At 45.9% G+C, this 22,894-nt stretch carries 18 protein-coding genes; 15 read left to right on the forward strand and 3 right to left on the reverse strand.

Annotated elements, in window-relative coordinates:
• Window positions 1–721: 721 nt before the first annotated feature.
• From ACFOGI_RS05750 to rlmD, 12 genes are all read left to right on the forward strand, one after another.
• Window positions 722–1,402: a heptaprenylglyceryl phosphate synthase gene (locus ACFOGI_RS05750; RefSeq protein ID WP_390269868.1), complete on the forward strand. Its 681-nt coding sequence runs from the start codon at window positions 722–724 to the stop codon at window positions 1,400–1,402.
• A 17-nt stretch (window positions 1,403–1,419) separates the two neighbouring features.
• Window positions 1,420–3,639 (forward strand): DNA helicase PcrA, encoded by a 2,220-nt coding sequence (pcrA, locus tag ACFOGI_RS05755; RefSeq protein WP_390269796.1) that lies wholly within the window; start codon window positions 1,420–1,422, stop codon window positions 3,637–3,639.
• A gap of 18 nt (window positions 3,640–3,657) precedes the next feature.
• Complete coding sequence (gene ligA / locus ACFOGI_RS05760; RefSeq protein ID WP_390269799.1) at window positions 3,658–5,661, forward strand: NAD-dependent DNA ligase LigA; 2,004 nt, start codon at window positions 3,658–3,660, stop codon at window positions 5,659–5,661.
• A gap of 16 nt (window positions 5,662–5,677) precedes the next feature.
• Complete coding sequence (locus tag ACFOGI_RS05765; RefSeq protein WP_390269802.1) at window positions 5,678–6,784, forward strand: CamS family sex pheromone protein; 1,107 nt, start codon at window positions 5,678–5,680, stop codon at window positions 6,782–6,784.
• Between the two features lie 278 nt (window positions 6,785–7,062).
• Complete coding sequence (locus ACFOGI_RS05770; RefSeq protein ID WP_390269805.1) at window positions 7,063–8,340, forward strand: helix-turn-helix domain-containing protein; 1,278 nt, start codon at window positions 7,063–7,065, stop codon at window positions 8,338–8,340.
• A 14-nt stretch (window positions 8,341–8,354) separates the two neighbouring features.
• Entirely contained in the window at window positions 8,355–8,498 is a 144-nt protein-coding gene (locus ACFOGI_RS05775) for a hypothetical protein (RefSeq protein ID WP_390269808.1), read from the forward strand.
• A 537-nt stretch (window positions 8,499–9,035) separates the two neighbouring features.
• Complete coding sequence (gene putP / locus ACFOGI_RS05780) at window positions 9,036–10,559, forward strand: sodium/proline symporter PutP (RefSeq protein ID WP_390269811.1); 1,524 nt, start codon at window positions 9,036–9,038, stop codon at window positions 10,557–10,559.
• Window positions 10,560–10,860: 301 nt separating this feature from the next.
• Window positions 10,861–11,151: an Asp-tRNA(Asn)/Glu-tRNA(Gln) amidotransferase subunit GatC gene (gatC, locus tag ACFOGI_RS05785; RefSeq protein ID WP_390269814.1), complete on the forward strand. Its 291-nt coding sequence runs from the start codon at window positions 10,861–10,863 to the stop codon at window positions 11,149–11,151.
• A 12-nt stretch (window positions 11,152–11,163) separates the two neighbouring features.
• Window positions 11,164–12,630: an Asp-tRNA(Asn)/Glu-tRNA(Gln) amidotransferase subunit GatA gene (gene gatA / locus ACFOGI_RS05790; protein ID WP_390269817.1), complete on the forward strand. Its 1,467-nt coding sequence runs from the start codon at window positions 11,164–11,166 to the stop codon at window positions 12,628–12,630.
• Entirely contained in the window at window positions 12,630–14,060 is a 1,431-nt protein-coding gene (gene gatB, locus ACFOGI_RS05795; RefSeq protein ID WP_390269820.1) for an Asp-tRNA(Asn)/Glu-tRNA(Gln) amidotransferase subunit GatB, read from the forward strand. Before gatA ends, gatB begins: the two co-directional genes overlap by 1 nt.
• A gap of 195 nt (window positions 14,061–14,255) precedes the next feature.
• Window positions 14,256–15,167, forward strand: a complete 912-nt coding sequence (locus ACFOGI_RS05800; protein WP_390269823.1) for a diacylglycerol kinase — start codon at window positions 14,256–14,258, stop codon at window positions 15,165–15,167.
• 124 nt (window positions 15,168–15,291) lie between these two features.
• Window positions 15,292–16,671 (forward strand): 23S rRNA (uracil(1939)-C(5))-methyltransferase RlmD, encoded by a 1,380-nt coding sequence (rlmD, locus tag ACFOGI_RS05805; protein WP_390269826.1) that lies wholly within the window; start codon window positions 15,292–15,294, stop codon window positions 16,669–16,671.
• Between the two features lie 327 nt (window positions 16,672–16,998).
• Here the strand turns inward: rlmD and pflA are convergent, their stop codons facing one another.
• Together pflA and pflB are read right to left on the reverse strand one after the other, a co-directional pair.
• A complete protein-coding gene (gene pflA / locus ACFOGI_RS05810; RefSeq protein WP_390269829.1) occupies window positions 16,999–17,742 on the reverse strand; it encodes a pyruvate formate-lyase-activating protein in 744 nt (247 codons plus the stop codon).
• A gap of 80 nt (window positions 17,743–17,822) precedes the next feature.
• A complete protein-coding gene (pflB, locus tag ACFOGI_RS05815) occupies window positions 17,823–20,078 on the reverse strand; it encodes a formate C-acetyltransferase (RefSeq protein ID WP_390269832.1) in 2,256 nt (751 codons plus the stop codon).
• A gap of 325 nt (window positions 20,079–20,403) precedes the next feature.
• On the opposite strand from pflB, the gene ACFOGI_RS05820 reads away from it, so the two are divergent.
• Entirely contained in the window at window positions 20,404–21,018 is a 615-nt protein-coding gene (locus ACFOGI_RS05820) for an undecaprenyl-diphosphatase (protein WP_390269835.1), read from the forward strand.
• A gap of 106 nt (window positions 21,019–21,124) precedes the next feature.
• On the opposite strand, the gene ACFOGI_RS05825 is transcribed toward ACFOGI_RS05820, so the two are convergent.
• Window positions 21,125–21,454 carry a winged helix-turn-helix transcriptional regulator gene (locus ACFOGI_RS05825; protein WP_390269838.1) on the reverse strand — a complete coding sequence of 110 codons (330 nt, stop codon included), beginning with the start codon at window positions 21,452–21,454 and terminating at the stop codon, window positions 21,125–21,127.
• Window positions 21,455–21,592: 138 nt separating this feature from the next.
• On the opposite strand from ACFOGI_RS05825, the gene ACFOGI_RS05830 reads away from it, so the two are divergent.
• On the forward strand, window positions 21,593–21,997 hold the full coding sequence (locus tag ACFOGI_RS05830; protein WP_390269841.1) for a DoxX family protein: 405 nt from the start codon (window positions 21,593–21,595) through the stop codon (window positions 21,995–21,997).
• Window positions 21,998–22,007: 10 nt separating this feature from the next.
• Window positions 22,008–22,859 (forward strand): VOC family protein, encoded by an 852-nt coding sequence (locus tag ACFOGI_RS05835; RefSeq protein WP_390269844.1) that lies wholly within the window; start codon window positions 22,008–22,010, stop codon window positions 22,857–22,859.
• The last annotated feature ends 35 nt before the right edge of the window (window positions 22,860–22,894 follow it).

Genomic DNA, 22,894 nt, shown 5'->3' on the forward strand with positions numbered 1-22,894 from the left:
TTCCATATAATCAATAAGTGGTTGAAAAATTGTAACTAGAATTTACACAACAATGAGGACTTGACTATTATATCCGCAGTAGGCGCCGGATATCGGCGGGAGAGCGATCATATCGGCAGTAGGCCCCGGATATCGGCAGGAGAGCAATCATATCGGCAGTAGGCGCCGGCTATCGGCGGGAGAGCGATTATATCGGCAGTAGGTGCCGGCTATCGGCGGGAGAGCGATTATATCGGCAGTAGGCCCCGGATATCGGCAGGAGAGCAATCATATCGGCAGTACGCGCCGGCTATCGGCGGGAGAGTGGTTATATCGGCAGTAGGCGCAGGATATCGCCAGGAGAGCGATTATATCGGCAGCATGTGCGGGGGATCGCCAGGAGAGCGATTATATCGGCAGTAGGTGCCGGGTATCGGCGGGAGAGCGATCATATCGGCAGTAGGCCCCGGATATCGGCAGGAGAGCAATCATATCGGCAGTACGCGCCGGCTATCGGCGGGAGAGTGGTTATATCGGCAGTAGGCGCAGGATATCGCCAGGAGAGCGATTATATCGGCAGCATGTGCGGGGTATCGGCAGGAGAGACAGCATATCAGCGTCACAAACCTCTACGATCATCCTCTTCAAAAATCCCACCCATATCCCTAAATTCCCAACATGTTTTTTGGTATAATAAACTAATCGAATATGATGATGGAGGATTGCAAAGTTGTATACTACAATGGATGAATGGAAACATATATTCAAACTTGACCCGGCAAAAGAGATATCTGATGAGCATCTGGATATGGTCTGTGAGTCGGGAACGGATGCAGTTATTGTTGGAGGAACGGATAATGTCACATTGGACGGAGTGCTGGATCTGTTGTCGAGGATCAGGCGCAAGCATGTGGTGCCGGTGGTCCTGGAAGTCTCGGAAATGGAGGCACTCTCTCCGGGATTTGATCATTATTTGATACCGATGGTGCTGAATTCCAAGGACAAAAAATGGATGATGGATGTGCAGCATCAGGCGATCAAACAGTATATCGATATGATGGAATATAGTGAGATTTTCTTTGAAGGGTACTGTATTTTGAATGAAGATGCCAAGGCATTTACACATACGAACAGTTATTTGCCAGATGACAGGGATGTTATCGCCTATGCCTATATGGCAGAAAAGGTGTTCCACTTGCCGATTTTCTATATGGAATATAGTGGTACATATGGTGACCCGGCATTGGTAGAAAAAGTGAAGAGCCAGCTGAAGGAGACCAAGCTGTTCTACGGCGGGGGCATCGAAAGCAGTGAACAAGCAGTGGAAATGAAGCAGCATGCAGATGCCGTCATTGTCGGCAATGTCATTTATGAGGATATCAAGAAGGCGCTGAAAACAGTGCGTGCGATAAAAGATGAGTAATACAAGGCGGTGTGAAAATGAGTCAAACGATGGGTGACTTAGTAAACAGTTTGAATAAGGAACAACAGGAAGCGGTAAAACATACGGAAGGGCCGCTTTTGATCATGGCAGGTGCGGGGAGTGGAAAGACACGGGTGCTGACCCACCGGATTGCGTATCTGCTTGCTGAAAAAGATGTGGCAGCCCACAATATACTGGCCATCACGTTCACGAATAAAGCTGCCCGTGAAATGAAGGAACGTGTGCGCAGGCTGGTCGGCCCAGAAAGCATGAAGATGTGGGTTTCTACGTTCCACTCCATGTGTGTCCGGATTTTGAGAAGGGATATCGACCGGATCGGGTACAGCAGTAATTTCAGCATACTGGACAGTGGGGATCAGTTGTCCGTCATCAAGCAGATTCTTAAGGACTTGAACATCGATCCGAAGAAATTCGACCCACGCTCGATGCTAGGTCAGATCAGTTCTGCGAAGAACGAATTGGTCACGCCGGAAGAGTTCAGCAAGAATGCCGGCAACTTCTATGACAGGCAGGTTGCCCAGGTGTATGAATCCTACCAAAAACGCCTGCAGAAGAATCAGTCGCTTGATTTCGACGATTTGATCATGCAGACCATCCACCTGTTCCAACGGGTGCCAGAAGTGCTGGAATATTACCAGCGGCGCTTCCAGTACATCCATGTGGACGAGTACCAGGATACGAACCATGCCCAGTATTCCCTTGTGAAGCAGCTGGCAAGACGTTATCAAAACCTTTGTGTTGTCGGAGATTCCGATCAGTCGATCTATCGCTGGCGCGGAGCAGATATCACCAATATCCTTTCCTTTGAAAATGATTATCCGACAGCACGCACGGTTTTCCTGGAACAGAACTACCGATCGACCAAATCTATTTTGCAGGCAGCGAATCAGGTGATTGCGAATAACCCAGGAAGGAAGCCTAAAAACCTGTGGACGGAAAATCCAGCTGGTAAGAATATCCATTATTATCAAGGGGCAACCGAGCAGGAGGAAGCACTGTTCGTTACCGATAAGATCCAGGAGCTCACAAGAAAGGAAGGCCATTCCGCCAATGATATCGCGATTCTCTACCGGACGAACGCCCAGTCCCGTGCGATGGAGGATACGTTGATGAAATCCAATATCTCCTATCAGATGGTCGGGGGCACGAAATTCTACGACAGGAAAGAGATCAAGGATATGATCGCCTATCTTCGTCTGATCACTAATCCGGATGATGACCTGAGTTTCGAGCGTGTCGTCAATGTGCCGAAACGCGGAATCGGTAAGACATCCATCGACCGGCTGCGGGCCTATGCGGCGGAGCATGATATCTCCTTCAATCAGGCCGTGAAAGAGGTCGATTTTACGGGAGTATCCAAAAAAGCGGCCAATGCACTGGCAGGCTTCGGCAATCTGATTGACACACTGAGCAAGCAGCAGGAATTCCTGACTGCAACCGATATGGTGGAAGCAGTGCTTGAACGGACAGGGTATGTAGAAATGCTGAAGAGCGAGCGGACGATTGAAGCACAGAGCCGTCTCGAGAACTTGGAAGAGTTCATGACGGTAACGAAGGATTTCGAGGAAACGGCGGAAGATAAGACATTGATTGCCTTCTTGACCGATCTTGCCCTTGTTGCCGACATCGATAATATGGATGAAGAGGAAGAGGATCAGGAGCCGAAAATCACCTTGATGACTCTACATGCGGCCAAGGGACTCGAATTCCCGGTCGTCTTCCTGATCGGATTGGAAGAAAATGTCTTCCCGCACAGCAGATCCATGTTCGATGAAGAAGAAATGCAGGAAGAGCGCCGTCTCGCCTATGTAGGCATTACCCGGGCGGAACAGGAGCTCTACCTTACCCATGCAAAAATGCGCACCCTATACGGGCGCACCAATATGAATCCTGTCAGCCGCTTTATCAATGAAATTCCGGATGAGCTGGTGGATGGAATGGAACAAGCGAAACAGCAGATGTTCGGCGGCATGGCCAAGCCGAAAAAAGACTGGCCGGCACCGGCTAAGCGTAAAGCTGAAAAAATCCAGAAGACGACTGGGGCTGAAAGCCAAACATGGGCACCAGGCGATAAAGCCAGCCATAAAAAATGGGGAACCGGCACCGTGGTGAAAGTACAGGGAGAAGGAGAAGCGATGGAATTGGATATCGCCTTCCCAGCGCCTGTCGGTGTCAAACGTGTACTTGCCAAATTCGCCCCGATCACGAAAGAGTAGAACAGGAGGTGCTTGGCTGTGGAGCGCGAGCAGGCACAAGAACAAATCAATGCTTTAAGAGAACTGCTGAACCAATATGGCTATGAGTACTATGTTCTCGATAAACCGAGCGTACCGGATGCAGAGTATGATCAGAAAATGCAGGAGCTGCTGAAGCTGGAAGGCGAATTCCCGGAGCTGATTACTTCGGACTCACCGACCCAGAGAGTCGGCGGAGAGCCGCTCGATGCGTTTGAGAAAGTGCAACATGACAACCCGATGTTGAGTCTTGGCAATGCGTTCAATGAACAGGATTTGCGGGACTTTGCAAGAAGGGCGACAGAGGGCACAGATGAACCGGTTTCCTTCGTCTGCGAGTTGAAGATTGACGGGCTTGCCGTGTCCCTCACCTACGAAAACGGAAGATTTGTCCGCGGGGCGACACGTGGTGATGGAACGACAGGCGAAGATATTACCAGTAATCTCCGAACAATTCGCAGCATGCCGTTGACGATCAAGGAAACAGAAAAGCTGGAGGTCCGCGGAGAAGCGTTTATGCCGCATAAATCCTTCCTTTCCCTGAATCAGGCGAGGGAAGAGCGCGGGGAAGAGCCCTTTGCCAATCCGAGGAATGCTGCAGCTGGATCTTTGAGACAGCTGGATCCCAAGATAGCAGCTAGACGTAATCTGGATATTTTCCTCTATGGTGTAGGAGAGTGGGAGAACAGTGAAATCAACTCCCATAGCGAGCGTCTGAAAAAACTGGAGAAGCTTGGATTCAAGACGAACCCGGAGTGGAAGCGATGCGATACCATGGAAGAGGTTATGGAGTACGTCGAATACTGGACCAATGAACGTCCGAACCTCAACTATGAGATCGATGGGATTGTCATCAAGGTGGATAATTTGGACCAGCAAGAGGAGCTTGGCTATACGGCGAAAAGCCCACGCTGGGCCATTGCCTATAAATTCCCGGCGGAGGAAGTTGTCACCGAACTGACAGATATCGAACTGAGTGTGGGGCGGACAGGCGTCATCACCCCGACAGCCATACTGAATCCGGTAAAGGTCGCCGGAACGACCGTTCAGCGTGCGTCCCTTCATAATGAGGATCTGATCCGGGAGAAAGACATCCGGATCGGTGATACAGTAGTCGTCAAAAAAGCCGGAGACATCATTCCGGAAGTGGTTCGTGTATTGGAAGACAAACGAAACGGTGATGAAGAAGAATACCATATGCCGGATACTTGTCCTGACTGTGGCAGTGAGCTCGTACGTCTGGAGGAAGAAGTGGCGCTCAGGTGTATCAATCCCAACTGTCCGGCCCAGCTGAAAGAAGGGCTGATCCATTTTGTTTCTCGTAATGCGATGAATATTGACGGATTGGGAGAAAAAGTGATCATCCAATTGTTCCGTGAAAACCTTGTCCATACTATTGCCGATCTCTACCGTTTGGAAAAAGAGCAGCTGCTGAATCTCGAACGAATGGGAGAAAAGTCAGCGGATAACCTGTTAAAGGCGATCAACGTTTCCAAAGACAACTCCCTGGAAAAGCTTCTCTTCGGCCTTGGCATCCGGTTCATCGGTTCCAAAGCCGCGAAAACGATCGCTGCCGAATTCGAGACCATGGAGAAATTGCAGCAAGCTTCCTATGAGGAACTGGTAGCTGTTAACGAAATCGGTGATAAAATGGCCGACTCGATTGTCCAATACTTTTCTGAAGAGAAAGTAACCTCCCTTCTGGATGAACTTCGCGAACTCGGTGTCAATATGGAATATAAAGGACCACGAAGAGAAGAAGTGGCTGAAGACAGTTTCTTTTCCGGCAAGACCGTGGTACTTACAGGTAAGATGGAGACCTTCAGCCGGAAGGAAGCGAAGCAGGCAATCGAGGCATTGGGAGGATCTGTCACCGGCAGTGTCAGCAAAAAGACCGATCTTCTGATTGCTGGTGAAGATGCCGGTTCCAAATATGATAAAGCTAGTGAATTGGGTGTGACGATTTGGAACGAAGAGCAGTTAAAAGAAGCGTTGGAAGCGTGAGGAGGGCATCTGGCATATGAAGAGATATAACGCCTGGCTGATGATCATCCTGCTATTCCTTGCCGCCTGTGCACCGAATAACAATGAGGAGGAAGTCGTCCAGGAAGAGGATTCCGGAGAGGAGACATCCATCGTACCCAGTGCCCAGCTGGAGGATGAGAATTATCGCATGATCCTCCCTTATAAAACCAGTGCAGCCAGGGGAGTCATCAATAATCAGGTTGCAAATCGTGTGGACATCGACGAATTTGAGCAAGGGTTAAGAAGGCACTCCAAGGAGGTCTATGACCCTGACCGATACTTTTTCCAAGAAGGCCAGTATATTACCGAATCCATGGTATTGGAGTGGATTGATGCATTGAACCCTCAAGTGGAAGAAGGGGCAGGTGAAGAGATACATCGGGAAAACCCCCGCTATCTCTCCCATATCCTGGAACAGAACTTCCTTGTGCAAGGGGAGGATAATACAGTCAGTCTGGAAGGTATTTCCATCGGTCTAGCCATGAAATCCGTCTACCGTTTTCAGGAGGAGATTGGCGGTCCCTCCTATTACGAGGACATTTCTGAAGAGGAAATGATGGAAAAGGCAGACGAGATAGCCCAGGAAGTACTGGAGCGTGTAAGAGAGATAGAAGGGTTGGAAAATGTCCCAGTGATGTTCGCGATCTACCGGGAAGAAGAACAGAGTTCCCCGGTGCCCGGAAATTTCGTAGCAACCACCAATGTAGCGGGAGACAGCAGTTCCATCGGCAACTGGCAGGATGTAAATGAAGAATATATTCTTTTCCCGTCAGATGAAGGGTCAGATAAGTATTATGAGGATCAGGAACTGGTGACAAGTTTCGGAAATGAAATAGCAGAGTTCTTTCCGAACTATGTCGGTGTCATTGGAGAAGGATTCTATATAAATGAAGAGTTGCAAAAGCTTACCATCGAGATACCCCTTGATTTCTATGGCAAGGCGGAAGTGATCGGCTTCAGCCAGTATGTTTACGGGTTGGTACAGGACATGTTCCCAGATTATTACGACCTGGAAATCAAAGTGGAGTCGAGTACCAAGATGGAAAGCCTCATATACCGCGAGGCAGGAGAGGAAGAGCCGACTGTGCATGTTTTCCACTAAATGGAAAACAGTCATACAGAGGTCCTACCCTAAAGTGGGCTTCCATTACGAATGAACAATTCTCCTGCGTCAATAGTCATATATTTGGAAATCAGCTCGTTTCGAGGAAAACCCTTCGAATCAGGGCTGATTTTCTTATGTGAGGAAAATCGAGAATAAATTCACCTCATTTTAGACTGTTAATCACCTATTTTGCTATTAATTTTCCCAATATGAATTATCAGAATCTATGCTATAATATAAATATACCAAGCAAAGAAATCAAAGTTGATGTTAGGGTGGGCACATTGATAGATATAGGTTCCTTTATCAAACTGCAGCGGACGAAGAAAGATATGACACAAGGTGAATTGGCTAAAGGAATTGTTTCATTATCCTATTTATCTAAAATCGAAAACAAGAAAACAGAGGCCAGCCCTGAAATCATTCAAATGCTCTGTACTAGGCTCGGTGTCCAGTTGAATAATGATCTGGATATGACCATACGGGAGAAATGCCAAGAATGGTACAGCATGCTGTTCGAATCAACGGACAAAAAGAAGATCATCGCTACATACCAGGAAATCCAGGAATTGATGGACAGCAACCTGTCTGAAAACCTGCTGATGTTTGAAATCCATAAAATCAGGTATCATCTGGTGTTAGGTGAGCATGATAAAGCGCTGGATAAGATCAATGAACTGAATGAACTGGCGGACTCCTTCGATCATACCCAGCAGTATTACTGGTATAAGTTCAGGGGGAACTACAATTCCACCATTGGAGAGTTCAACCAGGCTATCAAACTTTATAAGCTTGCCGAAGAGAAGATCAACAAGGTGGATATGGAAGAAGCAGAGGCGGCAGACCTGCATTACATTCTCGCGGTTACCCACAGCAAGCTCCGCAATACACTCGAAGTCATCGATTTTGCGGAGAAGGCACTGGAAGTATACATGAAGGAGTATAATTTCAGAAGATGTGCCCAATGCCATATTGTGCTTGGTATCTCCTACAGACGAATCAAAATGTATGAGAAGGCGATCAAGAATTATAATCTGGCGAAACATCTGGGGCAACTCAACAAAGACAATACTGTCATCCAATTGACAAACCTCAATCTTGGCTATCTGCATTCTGCTATTAATGAAACCAACCAAGCAATTGAGTACTTTTTGGAGGTCGCAGATGATGAGCAGGTGGCGAATAGTGAAAGATTAGGTGCTATCACAGCATTGATAAAAGAATATTATTACCTGAAAAAATACGAAAAAACCGAAGAAATGATCAGTAAAGCTGAGGCAATTCTATCGGATACAGAAACAGGTGTTTATTATAAACTGTTTGAATACACGATAAAAACCTATACTTACGCCATCAATGAAGAACATGAGAAATTCACTTCATTAGTAACAGAGGAATTCATACCTTATCTGAAGGATAATAACGATCACGCTAATCTGGTCGTGTATTCCAAGATGCTTGCCGAGCATTTTGAGTGCATCGGCAAATATAAATCCTCTGTAAAATACTATAAACTCGCAAATGAAACGTATGAAGAATTAATCAACCTATAAAGGAGGGGAGAAGCATGAAAAAGATTATTGCATCATTAGCATTGGGAGGCATCCTTGCAGCCGGCTTTCTGTTTGCGACAGATAACCAGCCAACGGATGTAGCGATGGAAATGGAACCGACCATTTTCTCTGTGGAAAAACCTAAATCATTCTATTAATATTCTTTGTTACTCAGGAACACACTGTTATTACCCCCGATAAACATAAGATGGATGTTCCCGGTATGGTGTGGAAACCGTACCGGGTCTTCTTTTTGCCATTTATTGGAAGCGTTTTTATTTGTAAAAGAAAACCAGTATGTTTGAACAAAAAAATTTAAAGTATAGCAATCTGGAAGTATATCAGAGATAATCGTTACAAATCGCCAAATAGCTGAATAAATTGCTCTCTTGTTTGTGAAATGGCTGTATATCATACATAATCCGACCGAGAATGCCCATTTCAGTATTGAAGGCGCTGCCAATAGCGGTGGTGCAGGACTTTATGCTTATGAAATTGCTTGAAAAAAAACGCATTATGTGAAAGGATATAGATTGTGTAAGCGTGGAAATTCATAATCGCGTTAAGATTCGGAAAGGGGTTCGAATATGGAATACGCTATACAGGGAGCTACATGGTTTTGGCTGTTTGTCCCAATGCCCATTATCCTCCTGCTGTCATTGATTACATTGTTTACAGGGAGGAGAAAATAGAACATGGGTTTAACGACATTATTGACGTTCATTGTTTATTTGATTGGAATGTTGATCATTGGTGTGATCATGTATCGCCGCACCAATAACCTGTCCGATTATGTATTGGGCGGACGGAATTTGACGCCTGGAGTGGCTGCTTTAAGTGCCGGTGCTTCGGATATGAGTGGCTGGCTGCTGCTTGGTCTGCCGGGAGCTATCTATGCGGCTGGCATGTCAGAAGCATGGATGGCGATTGGTCTTGCGGTAGGTGCTTATCTGAACTGGCAGTTTGTCGCAAAACGGCTGCGTGTGTATACAGAAGTCGCCAATGATTCGATTACTATACCAGATTTCCTGGAAAATAGATTCAAAGATAAGTCACACATTCTTCGTGTTGCTTCTGCATTGGTTATTTTATTGTTCTTTACTTTTTATACGTCTTCCGGCATGGTTGCTGGAGCTACGTTATTTGAGGCATCCTTCGGGCTGTCCTATCAGGCAGCACTGTGGATCGGTGCGCTTGTAGTCGTATCCTATACATTGCTTGGTGGATTCCTGGCAGTTGCTTGGACAGACTTCTTCCAAGGGATACTGATGTTTCTGGCATTGATTGCAGTGCCGATTGTGGCGCTGACCCAAATGGGAGGTTGGGACACTGCAGTAGAAGCGGTTGGTGAGATCAACCCGAACCACCTGAATATGGTCGAAGGTGTCGGCTTGTTGGCCATCGTTTCTTCGCTGGCCTGGGGTCTTGGTTATTTCGGACAACCACATATCATTGTGAGGTTCATGGCGTTGCGTTCACCAAAAGATGTACCAAAAGCCCGCTTCATCGGTACATGGTGGATGGTGCTTGGATTATATGGCGCAATCTTCACTGGTTTCATGGGTCTGGCTTTCATCAGTACCCAAGATGTATCACTTCTGGATGAATTCGGAATCAATGTGATCACCCAGGACGGTATACAGATGCTGGATAACTCGGAGACGATTTTCATCGCCTTTTCCCAGCTGCTGTTCCATCCGGTGATTTCCGGTATTCTGCTTGCTGCCATTCTTTCAGCAATCATGAGTACGATTGATTCCCAGCTGCTGGTTTCATCCTCTGCTGTTGCTGAAGATTTTTACAAAGCGATCTTCCGTAAAAATGCCACTTCCAAAGAGCTGGTGTGGATCGGACGGCTTGCTACCGTCGTCATTGCACTCATTGCCACATTGATTGCGATGAATCCGGAGAGCAGTGTCCTCGATCTGGTCAGCTATGCTTGGGCAGGGTTTGGTGCCGCATTCGGTCCAATCATCATCTTGTCCCTGTTCTGGAAGGGAATCACTCGGAACGGTGCATTGGCCGGTATTATCGCTGGTGCGGCAACGGTATTGATCTGGGGAGGTATGTTGGAAGGCGGAATGTTCGACCTGTACGAATTGCTGCCAGGCTTCCTACTCAACTTGATCATTACGGTGGTTGTCAGCATGCTAGGCAAGCCGAACAAAGAAATGGAAGCAGAGTTCACTGCTGCTACCGAGAAATTGAAAGAGTATTAGAGGATAAGCCCATTCCCGATCAGCGGGGATGGGCTATTTTTTTGGCAGGCGGGGACGTGCAGGGAATCAGCCGGAGCAGTGAGATATCCGCCGGACGTGTGGGAAATCAGCGGGAGCGTGAGTTTATCGGTCGGACGGGCCGCTCATGTCTCGAAGTAGATTCCACCCTGATTCCGCACCAACCTGGCAGTTGCCACACCCCGGCCAACTCTGCTATTATCAATAGTGTTGACAATGAAGGTATACTATTGGGACACATAGATGAAAAATGTAGAAACACATATATTGGAGGGTGAAAATTATGGCAGAGATCACAAAGGATCAGGTGAAGCATGTTGCCAATCTGGCAAGGCTGGAAATCAGTGAAGAAGAAACAGAAATGTTCACCGAGCATCTTGCTGAAATCATCGAGCATGCCGATCTATTGAATGAAGTGGACACCGACCATATCGAAGCGACCACACATGTCATCGACTTGAAGAACGTGATGCGCAAGGATGAGCCGAAAGAGTGGATCAGCCAGGAGGATGCGCTGAAGAATGCTCCGGATCACGAAGCAGGTCAATTCAAAGTACCATCAATTTTGGAGTAGGGAGGACAGAAGATGTCATTATTCGATCACACGATAAAAGAATTGGAAGAAATGCTACATAATAATGAAATTACCGTGGAAGACCTTGTCAAATCCTCCTATGAGCGGATCCGGGAAGTTGATGGAGACGTCAAGGCCTTCCTCACATTGAATGAAGAAGATGCCCTTGATAAAGCGAGGGAGCTGGACAAGCTGGAGGATAAGTCTGCAGCATTATTCGGCATGCCGGCAGGAATCAAGGATAACATTGTCACCAAGGGAATTCGCACCACTTGTGCGAGCCAGTTCCTGGACAATTTCATGGACCCATTATATGACGCCACAGTCATGAATAAACTGAATGACGCGCAAATCGTCAATGTCGGCAAGTTGAACATGGATGAATTTGCCATGGGGTCCTCCAATGAAAACTCAAGTTATGAGGCAACCCGCAATCCATGGAATACAGATTACGTCCCAGGTGGTTCCAGCGGCGGCTCTGCTGCTTCAGTAGCTGCCGGAGAAGTGCTGTTTTCCTTAGGATCCGATACCGGCGGATCCATCCGTCAGCCTGCTTCTTACTGCGGTATTGTCGGAATGAAGCCTACATATGGAAGGGTGTCCCGTTTCGGCTTGGTCGCATTTGCTTCTTCATTGGATCAAATCGGCCCACTCACCCGCAATGTGGAAGATAATGCACGTGTCCTGGAAGTGATTGCCGGCCATGATGTGATGGATTCCACCAGTGCAGATGTCGAAGTGCCTAATTTTACAGAAGCACTGACCGGTGATGTCAAAGGTCTGAAAATCGCTGTACCGAAGGAATATTTGGCTGAAGGGGTGTCCCCTGAGGTGAAAGACCGGATCCACAAAGCCCTGGAGGTATATGAATCTCTTGGAGCAACCTGGGAGGAAGTGTCCTTGCCGCACTCCAAATATGCCTTGTCAGCCTACTACCTGATCGCATCCTCAGAAGCCTCTGCTAACTTGGCCCGTTTTGACGGTGTCCGCTATGGCGTACGTTCTGAGAATGCCGACAACATGATCGACATGTTCAAGAAATCCAGGAGTGAAGGATTCGGAGATGAAGTGAAACGCCGGATCATGCTGGGTACATTTGCCCTGAGCTCCGGTTACTATGATGCCTATTATAAAAAGGCTCAAAAAGTCCGGACATTGATCAAGCAGGACTTCGATGAAATCTTTGCTTCCTATGATGTAGTGGTCGGGCCTACAGCACCTACACCTGCCTTCCGTGTCGGGGAAAAGACCGAAGATCCAATGACCATGTATGCCAATGATATTCTGACCATTCCGGTGAACCTTGCAGGTGTACCTGGCATTTCCATCCCATGCGGATTCGGGGAGAACGGACTGCCGGTCGGCCTGCAGATCATCGGCCAGCATTTTGATGAGGAAACAGTGTACCGTGCTGCCCATGCGTTTGAGCAAGCAACGGATTATCACCTGAAACGACCTCAACTTGGAGGTGCCAACTAATGAACTTTGAAACGATTATCGGCTTGGAAGTCCATGTCGAATTGAAAACAGATACGAAAATTTTCAGCCCGAGTGTCAATGCATTCGGAACAGCACCGAATACAAACATCAATCCGATTGATCTTGGGTATCCAGGTGTACTGCCTGTACTGAATGAAGAAGCAGTGAATTTTGCCATGAAAGCTGCAATGGCTTTGAATTGTGACATTGCTACCAATACAAAATTCGACCGGAAGAACTACTTCTATCCGGACAACCCGAAGGCCTACCAGATTTCCCAGTTTGACCAGCCGATTGGGGAAAATGGTTGGATTGAAATCGAAGTGAATGGCAAGAAGAAGCGGATCGGCATCACCCGCCTTCATATGGAGGAGGATGCAGGAAAGCTGACCCACGGTGATGACGGGCATTCTCTCGTCGATTTCAACCGTCAGGGTACACCGCTTATTGAGATTGTTTCCGAGCCGGATATGCGCTCCCCGGAAGAAGCGTATGCGTATCTGGAGAAACTGAAGAACATCATCCAATATACAGGTGTTTCCGATGTGAAAATGGAGGAAGGTTCTCTGCGTTGTGATGCCAATATCTCCCTGCGTCCGATTGGCCAGGAAGAATTCGGAACCAAAACAGAGCTGAAGAACCTGAACTCGTTCAACTTCGTCCAGAAGGGTCTGGAATTTGAAGAAAAACGCCAGGAGAAGGAACTGCTTAATGGTGGAGAAATCCTGCAGGAAACCCGCCGGTACGATGAGAAGACGAAGGAAACCATCCTGATGCGTGTCAAAGAAGGTTCTGATGACTATCGTTATTTCCCTGAGCCAGACCTAGTCCCTCTTTACATTGATGAAGAGTGGAAAGAACGTATCAGACAGGAAATCCCTGAACTTCCTGATGCCCGTAGAAAACGATATATCGAAGAGCTGGGTCTGCCGGAATATGATGCAGACGTGCTGACCAGTTCCAAGGAGATGGCCGACTTCTTCGAGGAGGCGGTCGATCAGGGAGCCGATAAGAAACAGGTTTCCAACTGGCTGATGGGGGAAGTTTCCGCTTATATGAACAAACATCAGCAGGATCTCGGAGATCTCGCCATAACACCGGATGGTTTGGCAAAAATGATTCAGTTGATTGAGGACGGTACGATTTCTTCTAAAATCGCCAAGAAAGTCTTTGCCGAGCTGGTAGAGAATGGCGGCGATCCGGAGAAAATCGTCAAGGAAAAAGGATTGGTCCAAATTTCCGATGAAGGCCAGCTGAAAGAGATCATCTCCAAGGTATTGGATGAGAATGAACAGTCCATTACCGATTATAAGAATGGTAAAGGCAAGGCAATGGGATACCTGGTCGGTCAGGTGATGAAGGCGACCAAAGGCCAAGCCAACCCACCAATGGTCAATAAAATCCTGAAAGAAGAATTGGAGAGCAGGTAATTATCTCCAAGCCTGTCGACGATGAGGACTGCCGCCATGCATATGGCGGCAGTCTGTCTGTCGAAAGCCGGTTCCAGTCGCACAGCATACCCCTTTTCAAATAGGACAAAAAGGGCTATGATATTGGTTGGATGCAGTCAATTGGGAGAATTGCCAAACGGCCCTGCAGCTGGAGAGAATGGGGAGGAAAATTCTATGAGAAAAGCCAGGATCATCTATAACCCGACATCCGGCCGGGAAGCTTTCAAGAAGGAACTGCCGACCGTACTGGAACGGCTGGAAGTTGCCGGCTATGAGACATCTGCCCATGCAACCACCTGTGAAGGTGATGCAACAAAGGCGGCCGCAACCGCGGTGGACAGGGGCTATGATCTGATTGTGGCAGCTGGCGGGGATGGAACCATCAACGAAGTGATCAATGGCATGGCCGAGCAGGAACATCGGCCGAAGCTTGGGATCATACCAGTCGGCACCACCAATGATTTTGCGCGGGCATTGCATATCCCGCGTGATATAAAAAGAGCAGTCGATGTCATTGTCGGCGGAAAATCACTGGCACTGGACATTGGCCGGGTGGATGAAGACAAGTATTTTATGAATATTGCTGGTGGCGGCAGACTCACAGAACTTACTTATGATGTCCCAAGTAAGCTGAAGACAATGCTTGGCCAGATGGCTTACTATATTAAAGGGATTGAAATGCTGCCGTCTCTGAAACCGATCCGGGCACGGATTGAGTACGATGGGGAAGTACTGGATGAGGATATCATGCTATTTCTTCTGTCCAATACCAATTCTGTCGGCGGTTTCGAAAAACTTGCCCCAGAGGCAAAAATGAATGACGGCCATTTTGATCTGCTTATACTCAAAAAGATGAATTTAGCGGAATTCATTCGGATAGCTTCACTTGCCATGCGGGGAGCTCATCTGGAGGATGAACGCATTCTCTATACACAGGCGAAACATATCAAAGTCACAACCGATGAAAATATGCAGTTGAATATTGACGGTGAATACGGTGGGATGCTGCCTGGTGAATTCACCAATTTAAAGCAGCATATCGAGTTTTTCGTGCCGGAAGTTTTCATCAATAGAGAAGATTACTGATGCAGTAGTCTTCTTTTTTTGGTAAGAAATGCTTTTTCAGTAAAACATATGATAAGATGCTTGTAGCTGACTGAGAATGTAAACTATTGGCAAACGGAAATATAATGAAAAGGAAGATAGATAAATGGCGAAACAGAAGGCTCCAGTGAAAAAGAATGAGAAGCTTACACTTACCTTCGAGGATCTGACACATGAAGGGAACGGGGTAGCCAAAGTGGATGGCTATCCATTGTTCGTTCCATACGGCCTGCCGGGAGAAGAAGCAGTTGTCAAAGTGGTCAAAGCGAACAAGAACTTCGGGTTTGGAAAGTTGCTCGAAGTGAAGCAGTCCAGTGATGAGCGGGTAGAGCCGCCGTGCAATGTTTTCTATAAATGCGGCGGCTGCCAGCTTCAGCATATGAGCTATGACTTGCAGCTGCAGATGAAACAAAACCAAGTGAAAAACGTGATGAAGAAGATCGCCCATCTCGAACACGTACCAGTACATCCGGCAATTGGGATGGAAGATCCATGGCGCTACCGCAATAAGGTTCAGATTCCGGTAGGAGAAGATGACGGCGAATTAATCACCGGTTTCTATCGTATGCGCAGCCATGAGATTATCAAGGATATGGAGACCTGTGTCATCCAGGACGAGCTGAATGATCGGTCGGTCCATGCGGTGCGCCGAATTGCAAACCGGCTGGGGATCGAGGCATATGATGAGAAGAAGGATAAAGGGGTCCTTCGCCATATCATGGTAAGGACAGGCAGAGAGACGAATGAGACGATGATTGTGCTCATCACCCGGACGGAAAAACTGCCATTCGAGAAGGAATTGATTCGTGAGCTGACAGAAACCTTCCCACATGTGAAGTCGATTGTCCATAATGTCAACAAACAGCGTACCAATGTCATTCTTGGAAAGAAAATGAAGGTCATATGGGGAGAAGAATATATCCATGACACCATCGGCGATGTCACGTTTGCCATTTCACCGAAATCCTTCTATCAAATCAACCCACAGCAGACAGACAGGCTGTACCAAAAGGCGCTCGAATATGCCAAGATTACCGAAAATGACACGGTCATTGATGCCTATTGTGGAATTGGAACAATCTCCTTGTTCCTTGCCCAGCGTGCTAAAAAGGTATATGGTATCGAAGTGGTGCCTGAAGCCATCGAGGATGCTAAAAAGAATGCAGAACTTAACGGTATCACCAATGCCGAGTTCCACGTAGGACAGGCGGAAACGGTCATGCCTGAATGGAAACAGCAGGGATTCAACCCGGATGTCATCGTGGTCGATCCGCCAAGGAAGGGCTGTGAGGTGGACTTTCTGCAGGCGATGATGGACATGGAACCGAACAGAATCGTCTATGTATCATGCAATCCGTCCACACTGGCAAGGGACCTTCGCATTCTGGAAGATGGCGGCTATGAAACGAAGGAAGTGCAGCCGGTCGATATGTTCCCGCAGACGAATCATGTGGAGTGTGTGGCAGAGGTTGTACGAAAAGCCTAAGAAAGAAGTATGGTTGGTAAATCCTAGGTGTTATTCGCAATCTTGTCCCTACAAATTGAAGACATAAAAGCATAAAAAGAGGCTGGGACATAACTAAACTGTTTGTCTCAAAAGTGAACCGAATAAGCGTAGGAAATATACGCAGACTCCTACGGGAGGAATGGCCTAGATAAGACCCCGCCGTGCGATAGCACAAGGAGGCTTATCAGCCGCCCGTGGAAAGCGGAGTATATTTCCGAAGCGGCTATCTCTACCAAGGCTAGTTCGGATTTCTCTTTTGATAAACAAGTTTGTCCCAACCTCTTTTAATTTCTATCTTTGCTGTGGTTAAGCATGCAGAGCTGCTTTTCTATTTAATATATCCATTGCATTCTGAACCCTCTCTTCAGATGGAGGTTCGACCCCTTGAAGTTTGTATTCAAGACCTAAGTTTTCCCATTTATAAACGCCTAGTTGATGATACGGCAGAACTTCGATTTTCTCCACATTGTCCAACGTTCCAATAAAGTCAGCCAGTCCATATAAATATTCATCAAAATCACTGACCGTCGGGACAAGGACATGGCGGATCCAGACAGGAACTTGCTTTTCCGATAAATAGGCAGCCAAATCGATGATGTGTTCATTGGACATGCCGGTCAATTCCTTATGCTTTTCCGGATGGATATGCTTTAGGTCCAATAGAATCAAGTCTGTCATGGTGAGCAGTTCATCCAAGTTTTTTAAGAAGCGGGGAGAACGGCTGAAGCATCCGCCGGAAGTATCTATGGTCGTATGAACTCCCAACTTTTTCAGTTCCCGGAACAGTTCAATTAAGAACTCCACCTGTAACAATGGTTCACCGCCGCTCACTGTTACGCCGCCGTTGGTTGCCTGGAAGAATGGAAGGTAGTCTTTGATGTCATCGACTATTTCCTCCACTGTTTTCTCCTTTCCCTGATTGATTTTCCAAGTATCAGGGTTGTGGCAGAACTGGCATCTTAATGGACATCCTTGTGTAAAAATGACATAACGCAATCCCGGCCCGTCAACTGTTCCGCAGGTTTCTACTGAATGGATACGACCTTTCATGTTGCTCGTCCTCCTAGCTATTCCTTAGAATTCCTTTGAATGAACTGCCAAGCAAAGGTTAATTTCGTTTCCAAGTTACCTTACAGGCTTCCATGGAAGGTACGGTTGATCACATCGATTTGCTGTTCACGTGTCAACTTGATAAAGTTGACGGCATAACCAGAGACACGGATGGTTAGCTGTGGATACTCCTCAGGGTGGTGCATCGCATCAAGCAATGTTTCCCAGTCAAAGACATTAACATTTAGATGATGTCCTCGTTTCATCACATAACCATCCAGCATTCCAGCGAGGTTGGCATATCTTGTTTCCTCATCTTTTCCTAAAGCTTTTGGAACGATAGAGAATGTATTAGAGATGCCATCGAGAGAATATTCATAAGGCATTTTCGCTACGGAGCTGAGAGAAGCTAATGATCCGTTTGTATCTCGCCCATGGAGCGGGTTGGCTCCAGGAGCAAATGGTTCGCCTGCTTTACGTCCGTCCGGTGTATTGCCTGTTTTCTTGCCGTACACTACATTGGAGGTAATAGTTAAAATAGACTGTGTTGGTGTAGAATTACGATATGTTTTATGGGTCCTGATTTTATTCATGAAACGTTTCACTAAATCTGCTGCAATTTGGTCTACACGGTCATCATTATTTCCATATTTTGGGTAATCACCTTCGATTTCATAATCGACGACAACTCCATTTTCATCACGGATGGTTTTGACATTCGCATATTTGATGGCACTTAATGAGTCTGCCACTACGGATAATCCGGCTATGCCGCATGCCATTGTACGAAGGACTTCACGATCATGCAGGGCCATTTCAATCCGCTCATAGCTATATTTGTCATGCATATAGTGAATGATATTAAGGGTGTTCACATACAAATCGGCCAACCAGTCAAGCATGATATCATATTTGGCGGATACTTCGTCGTAATCTAGGTAGTCAGATGTAACTGGCGCATAGGCAGGGCCGACTTGGATTTTCAGTTTCTCATCCACACCGCCATTGATTGCGTAAAGCAGTGCCTTTGCGAGGTTAGCGCGAGCTCCGAAAAATTGCATTTGTTTACCAATAGCCATGGCGGATACGCAACAGGCTATTCCATAATCATCTCCATATATTTCACGCATCATATCATCGTTTTCATATTGGATCGAGCTTGTTTCAATGGACATTTTTGCACAATACTTCTTATAATTATCCGGTAAATGGACAGACCATAGGACAGTTAAATTCGGTTCTGGCGCTGGCCCTAAATTGTTCAACGTATGCAGGAAACGGTAGGAATTCTTGGTGACAAGCGGACGGCCGTCTTGAGCGATTCCCGCTAACGATTCTGTCACCCAGGTCGGGTCACCGCTGAATAACTCGTTATATTCAGGGGTTCTGGCGAATTTTACCAGTCGGAGCTTCATAACGAAATGATCGACCAGTTCTTGTGCTGTCTCTTCTGTTAACACACCATTCTTCAGATCCCTTTCTACGTAAATATCAAGGAAAGTTGATACACGCCCTAAGCTCATGGCAGCTCCGTTTTGTTCTTTGATGGCAGCGAGGTAGCCAAAGTATAACCATTGGAATGCTTCTTGTGCTGTTGCAGCAGGTTTGGAAATATCAAATCCATAGGTATCGCCAAGTTGCTTCAATTCCTGCAAAGCACGGATTTGCTCCGCTGTTTCTTCGCGGTCCCGCATGATATCCTCGGACATCGTTCCATTGCCAATCAGATTCAGCTCTTTTTTCTTTTCCGTAATCAGATGATCTACCCCGTAAAGAGCAACTCTACGGTAATCACCGATAATTCTTCCACGTCCATATGCATCGGGAAGTCCTGTAACGATGCCTGCTTTACGTGCCAGTTTCATTTCAGGAGTGTAGGCGTCAAAGACTCCTTGATTATGCGTTTTCCGATAATCGGTGAATACTTTTTCCACGTCTTTGTCGATTTCATAACCATAGGATTCGGCTGCTGCAACTGCCATCCTAATTCCCCCGAATGGCTGTAACGAACGTTTGAATGGGGCATCTGTCTGGACGCCTACTACTTTTTCCATTTGTTTATTCAAATATCCCGGCCCATGTGAAGTGATAGTGGAGACTATTTTAGTATCCAGATCGAGGACTCCGCCATTTTCTCTTTCTTGTCTGGTTAAATCCATTACCTGATCCCATAGTGCTAATGTATCTGCAGTGGCGCCTGCGAGGAATGACTCATTTCCTTCATATAACGTGAAATTTTTCAAAATAAAATCCCGTACATCCATTTCTTTCTGCCATCTTCCTTGTTTGAACCCATCCCAAGAATTTCTATGTTTTACCTCTTCTGCAGTCTTCATGTTATTACCTCCTAAAAAGGCTGTATGATTTGCTCATTTATTCACATGATATTGTTCAGTAGTGAGCAAGTGATGTCTTAAGTAGATTATATGCTAATTTTCTCTGGTAAGTAAACGTTTATATGGAATGTTCTTATATTGTTCACATTTTCACATATTGTTCTGATAGCCTTTCTTTTTGCGTTTGGAGAAAGAAGCTTTCTATTCTCTATATACAGTCTGTTATAATAAGCATAGCTAAATTAGAGTTTGAGAATTCATGCCATTCAAAAAATGACTGCGAAGAAGACCTTGATAAAAGCAGATGGAAGGGAGGAAAACTGCGATGGCTCTTTCAGAAATTAATACGGAATGGTTCCGAATGATTAATAATCTAGGGAAAGATTACCCGATATTCAATCCTCTCATGTCCTTTATTTCTGAGTATATGCTGTATTTATTGATTGCAACGGTAATCATTCTTGGGTTCACTAAAAACTGGAGAAACAAGATGATGGTTTTTTGCGGGACGGTAACGCTCATTTTGGCGGAAGTGATCGCGAAACTTGCTGGAAAGATTCATTCCAATAACCAGCCATTTGCCGAGCTGGCCAACGTCAATCAGCTGATTGAAAAAGCGGTGGACAATTCATTTCCAAGTGAGCACACGATCGTATTCTTTTCATTTTGTGTTTCTTTTTGGTTGTTTAGAAGAAGCTGGACATCTTTATTAGGTGTGGGAGCATCTGTATTGGTAGGCTTTTCACGGATTTGGGTTGGTGTCCATTATCCAGCCGATGTCGTTATAGGAGCCCTGATCAGTATTATTATTGCGATCATTGTCTATAAAGTTGTTCCACATCTGAGCATCGCTCATCGATTGATAGGTAGGAATAATAAAGGTGAACAGGTTGCCTTTCACTCCCAGAAACAAGATGTTATAAAAGCAAACGATCTGTAGGGATTGTTTGCTGTATCATTTGAAACATGCGAAGGAAAAAGGGCTTGTCCTCAAGTCACTAAAAATGACTTTTGGGCAGCCCCTCTTTCGTATGCATTTCCAGTAACTATTCTGTAGCTACATCCGTTTCTCTGACCCAACCTTGGGACCAGCTCTCGATTGTTCTCAAAATCGGCTCCATCGCATGCCCTTTTTCTGTTAAGGAATATTCGATAACGACTGGTGTCTCGGGTATTACTTCACGTTTCACTATATCTTCACGTTCTAATTCCTTTAAACGCTCCGATAATACTTTTCCACTTATCCCGATAGTTGATTGAATCTCAGTGAAACGCTGTTTGCCTTGCAATAATTGATAAATAACCAATGCTGTCCATCTTTGACTTAGCAGGGAGATGGCTTTTTCAAATTTTGGACAGATTGTCGGCTGTGCCATGTGTAATCACCTCTCCTATTCAAGTATACCACGAAATGTTAACTGATTATAAATAATAAATCATTTACTTGACAGTAATTAATTATAAATATAAACTAGGTTACATAAAGTAACTTGATAAGAAAAGGAGAGAAAGAAATGAATAAACAAGAAGTAGGGAAGGTTATTTTAAGAGCAGTATTAGGTCTTACATTTTTCATTCATGGTTTATCCAAGTTTCAAGCCGGAGTAGCAAATACAGCAGGATATTTCGACAGTCTTGGAATTCCCGGTTTTCTGGCTTATCCGGTTGCTGCCATAGAACTGATTGGAGGCATCGCTTTAATTTTGGGTATCGGTACCAAAATCATTGGCGTGTTATTCGCACTTATCATGGCAGGGGCTATTTTTACGGCAAAGTTACCGGCCGGTTTCGTTGGCAATGGGCAAATGGCAGGATATGGACTTGATTTGGTTCTACTGGCTATGTCCATTTTCCTTGTATTAGCGGATCGGTCGACCTTATCTTTAGATAATAAATTATTCCACTCGAATAATAACTAGGAGGAACAATATGGGATTCCACAGCAAGCCAACGACGTTTGTCGGTCATGTCAATATAAAGGTAGAGAATTTAGAAAGGTCTTTACAGTATTATCAAGAAGTTATCGGCTTTGATATTTTGGAAAAAACTTCATCGACAGCAAAGCTCACAACAGATGGGAAGACCAGCATCTTGTCATTGGAACAACCTGAAGATGTCGTTCCCAAGCAAGGAAGAACGACTGGCTTATATCATTTCGCTATTCTGTTGCCTGAGAAAAAAGATTTAGCCAATATCGTCGTCCATTTGGTAAACAAGGGCATTCGCTTCGGTTCATCCGACCATCTTGTCAGTGAAGCATTGTATTTGCATGACCCGGATGGGAACGAGATTGAAATTTATATCGATCGTGATCCTTCTGAATGGACATGGAATGGGGAAGAAGTTGCCATGGCAGTCGATCCGTTGGATTTTGAGAGGTTGTTAAAGAATGTGGAACCAGGCAAGTCTTGGGAAGGAATGCCAGAAGGTACGTTGATGGGACATATCCATCTGCATGTTTCTGAGCTGGTAGAGACAGAAGATTTCTATGTAAAAGGTCTCGGATTTGATATAGTTAACCGCTTTGGAAGTCAAGCACTGTTTCTTTCTACAGGAAAGTACCATCATCATATAGGGGTGAACACTTGGAATGGGAAAGGTGCTCCAAAGCCGCCAGAAAATAGTGTCGGGATGGAATCTTACACACTCGTTTTGCCTAGTGAAGAGGCGGTCAAAAAAACGGTGGGCAACTTGCGGACAATAGGGGCATCCGTAACAGAAGAAGACGGAAGACTCCTTACTTATGATCCGTCTGGAAATCGTATTGAATTGGCTGTGTAGATAGAGATGAAGGAACTGCAACATAAAAAGGGGGA

Origin of the sequence: Virgibacillus xinjiangensis (genome assembly GCF_042643145.1) — a bacterium.
GTDB classification, from domain to species: Bacteria; Bacillota; Bacilli; order Bacillales; family Amphibacillaceae; genus Virgibacillus_O; species Virgibacillus_O xinjiangensis.

Excerpts from the sequence above, each read along its gene's own strand:
- ACFOGI_RS05750 (WP_390269868.1), top strand. The coding sequence starts at position 722 with ATGGATGAATGGAAACATATATTCAAACTTGACCCGGCAAAAGAGATA.
- pcrA (WP_390269796.1), top strand. The coding sequence starts at position 1,420 with ATGAGTCAAACGATGGGTGACTTAGTAAACAGTTTGAATAAGGAACAA.
- ACFOGI_RS05765 (WP_390269802.1), top strand. The coding sequence starts at position 5,678 with ATGAAGAGATATAACGCCTGGCTGATGATCATCCTGCTATTCCTTGCC.
- ACFOGI_RS05775 (WP_390269808.1), top strand. The coding sequence starts at position 8,355 with ATGAAAAAGATTATTGCATCATTAGCATTGGGAGGCATCCTTGCAGCC.
- putP (WP_390269811.1), top strand. The coding sequence starts at position 9,036 with ATGGGTTTAACGACATTATTGACGTTCATTGTTTATTTGATTGGAATG.
- gatC (WP_390269814.1), top strand. The coding sequence starts at position 10,861 with ATGGCAGAGATCACAAAGGATCAGGTGAAGCATGTTGCCAATCTGGCA.
- gatA (WP_390269817.1), top strand. The coding sequence starts at position 11,164 with ATGTCATTATTCGATCACACGATAAAAGAATTGGAAGAAATGCTACAT.
- gatB (WP_390269820.1), top strand. The coding sequence starts at position 12,630 with ATGAACTTTGAAACGATTATCGGCTTGGAAGTCCATGTCGAATTGAAA.
- ACFOGI_RS05800 (WP_390269823.1), top strand. The coding sequence starts at position 14,256 with ATGAGAAAAGCCAGGATCATCTATAACCCGACATCCGGCCGGGAAGCT.
- rlmD (WP_390269826.1), top strand. The coding sequence starts at position 15,292 with ATGGCGAAACAGAAGGCTCCAGTGAAAAAGAATGAGAAGCTTACACTT.
- pflA (WP_390269829.1), bottom strand. The coding sequence starts at position 17,742 with ATGAAAGGTCGTATCCATTCAGTAGAAACCTGCGGAACAGTTGACGGG.
- pflB (WP_390269832.1), bottom strand. The coding sequence starts at position 20,078 with ATGAAGACTGCAGAAGAGGTAAAACATAGAAATTCTTGGGATGGGTTC.
- ACFOGI_RS05820 (WP_390269835.1), top strand. The coding sequence starts at position 20,404 with ATGGCTCTTTCAGAAATTAATACGGAATGGTTCCGAATGATTAATAAT.
- ACFOGI_RS05825 (WP_390269838.1), bottom strand. The coding sequence starts at position 21,454 with ATGGCACAGCCGACAATCTGTCCAAAATTTGAAAAAGCCATCTCCCTG.
- ACFOGI_RS05830 (WP_390269841.1), top strand. The coding sequence starts at position 21,593 with ATGAATAAACAAGAAGTAGGGAAGGTTATTTTAAGAGCAGTATTAGGT.
- ACFOGI_RS05835 (WP_390269844.1), top strand. The coding sequence starts at position 22,008 with ATGGGATTCCACAGCAAGCCAACGACGTTTGTCGGTCATGTCAATATA.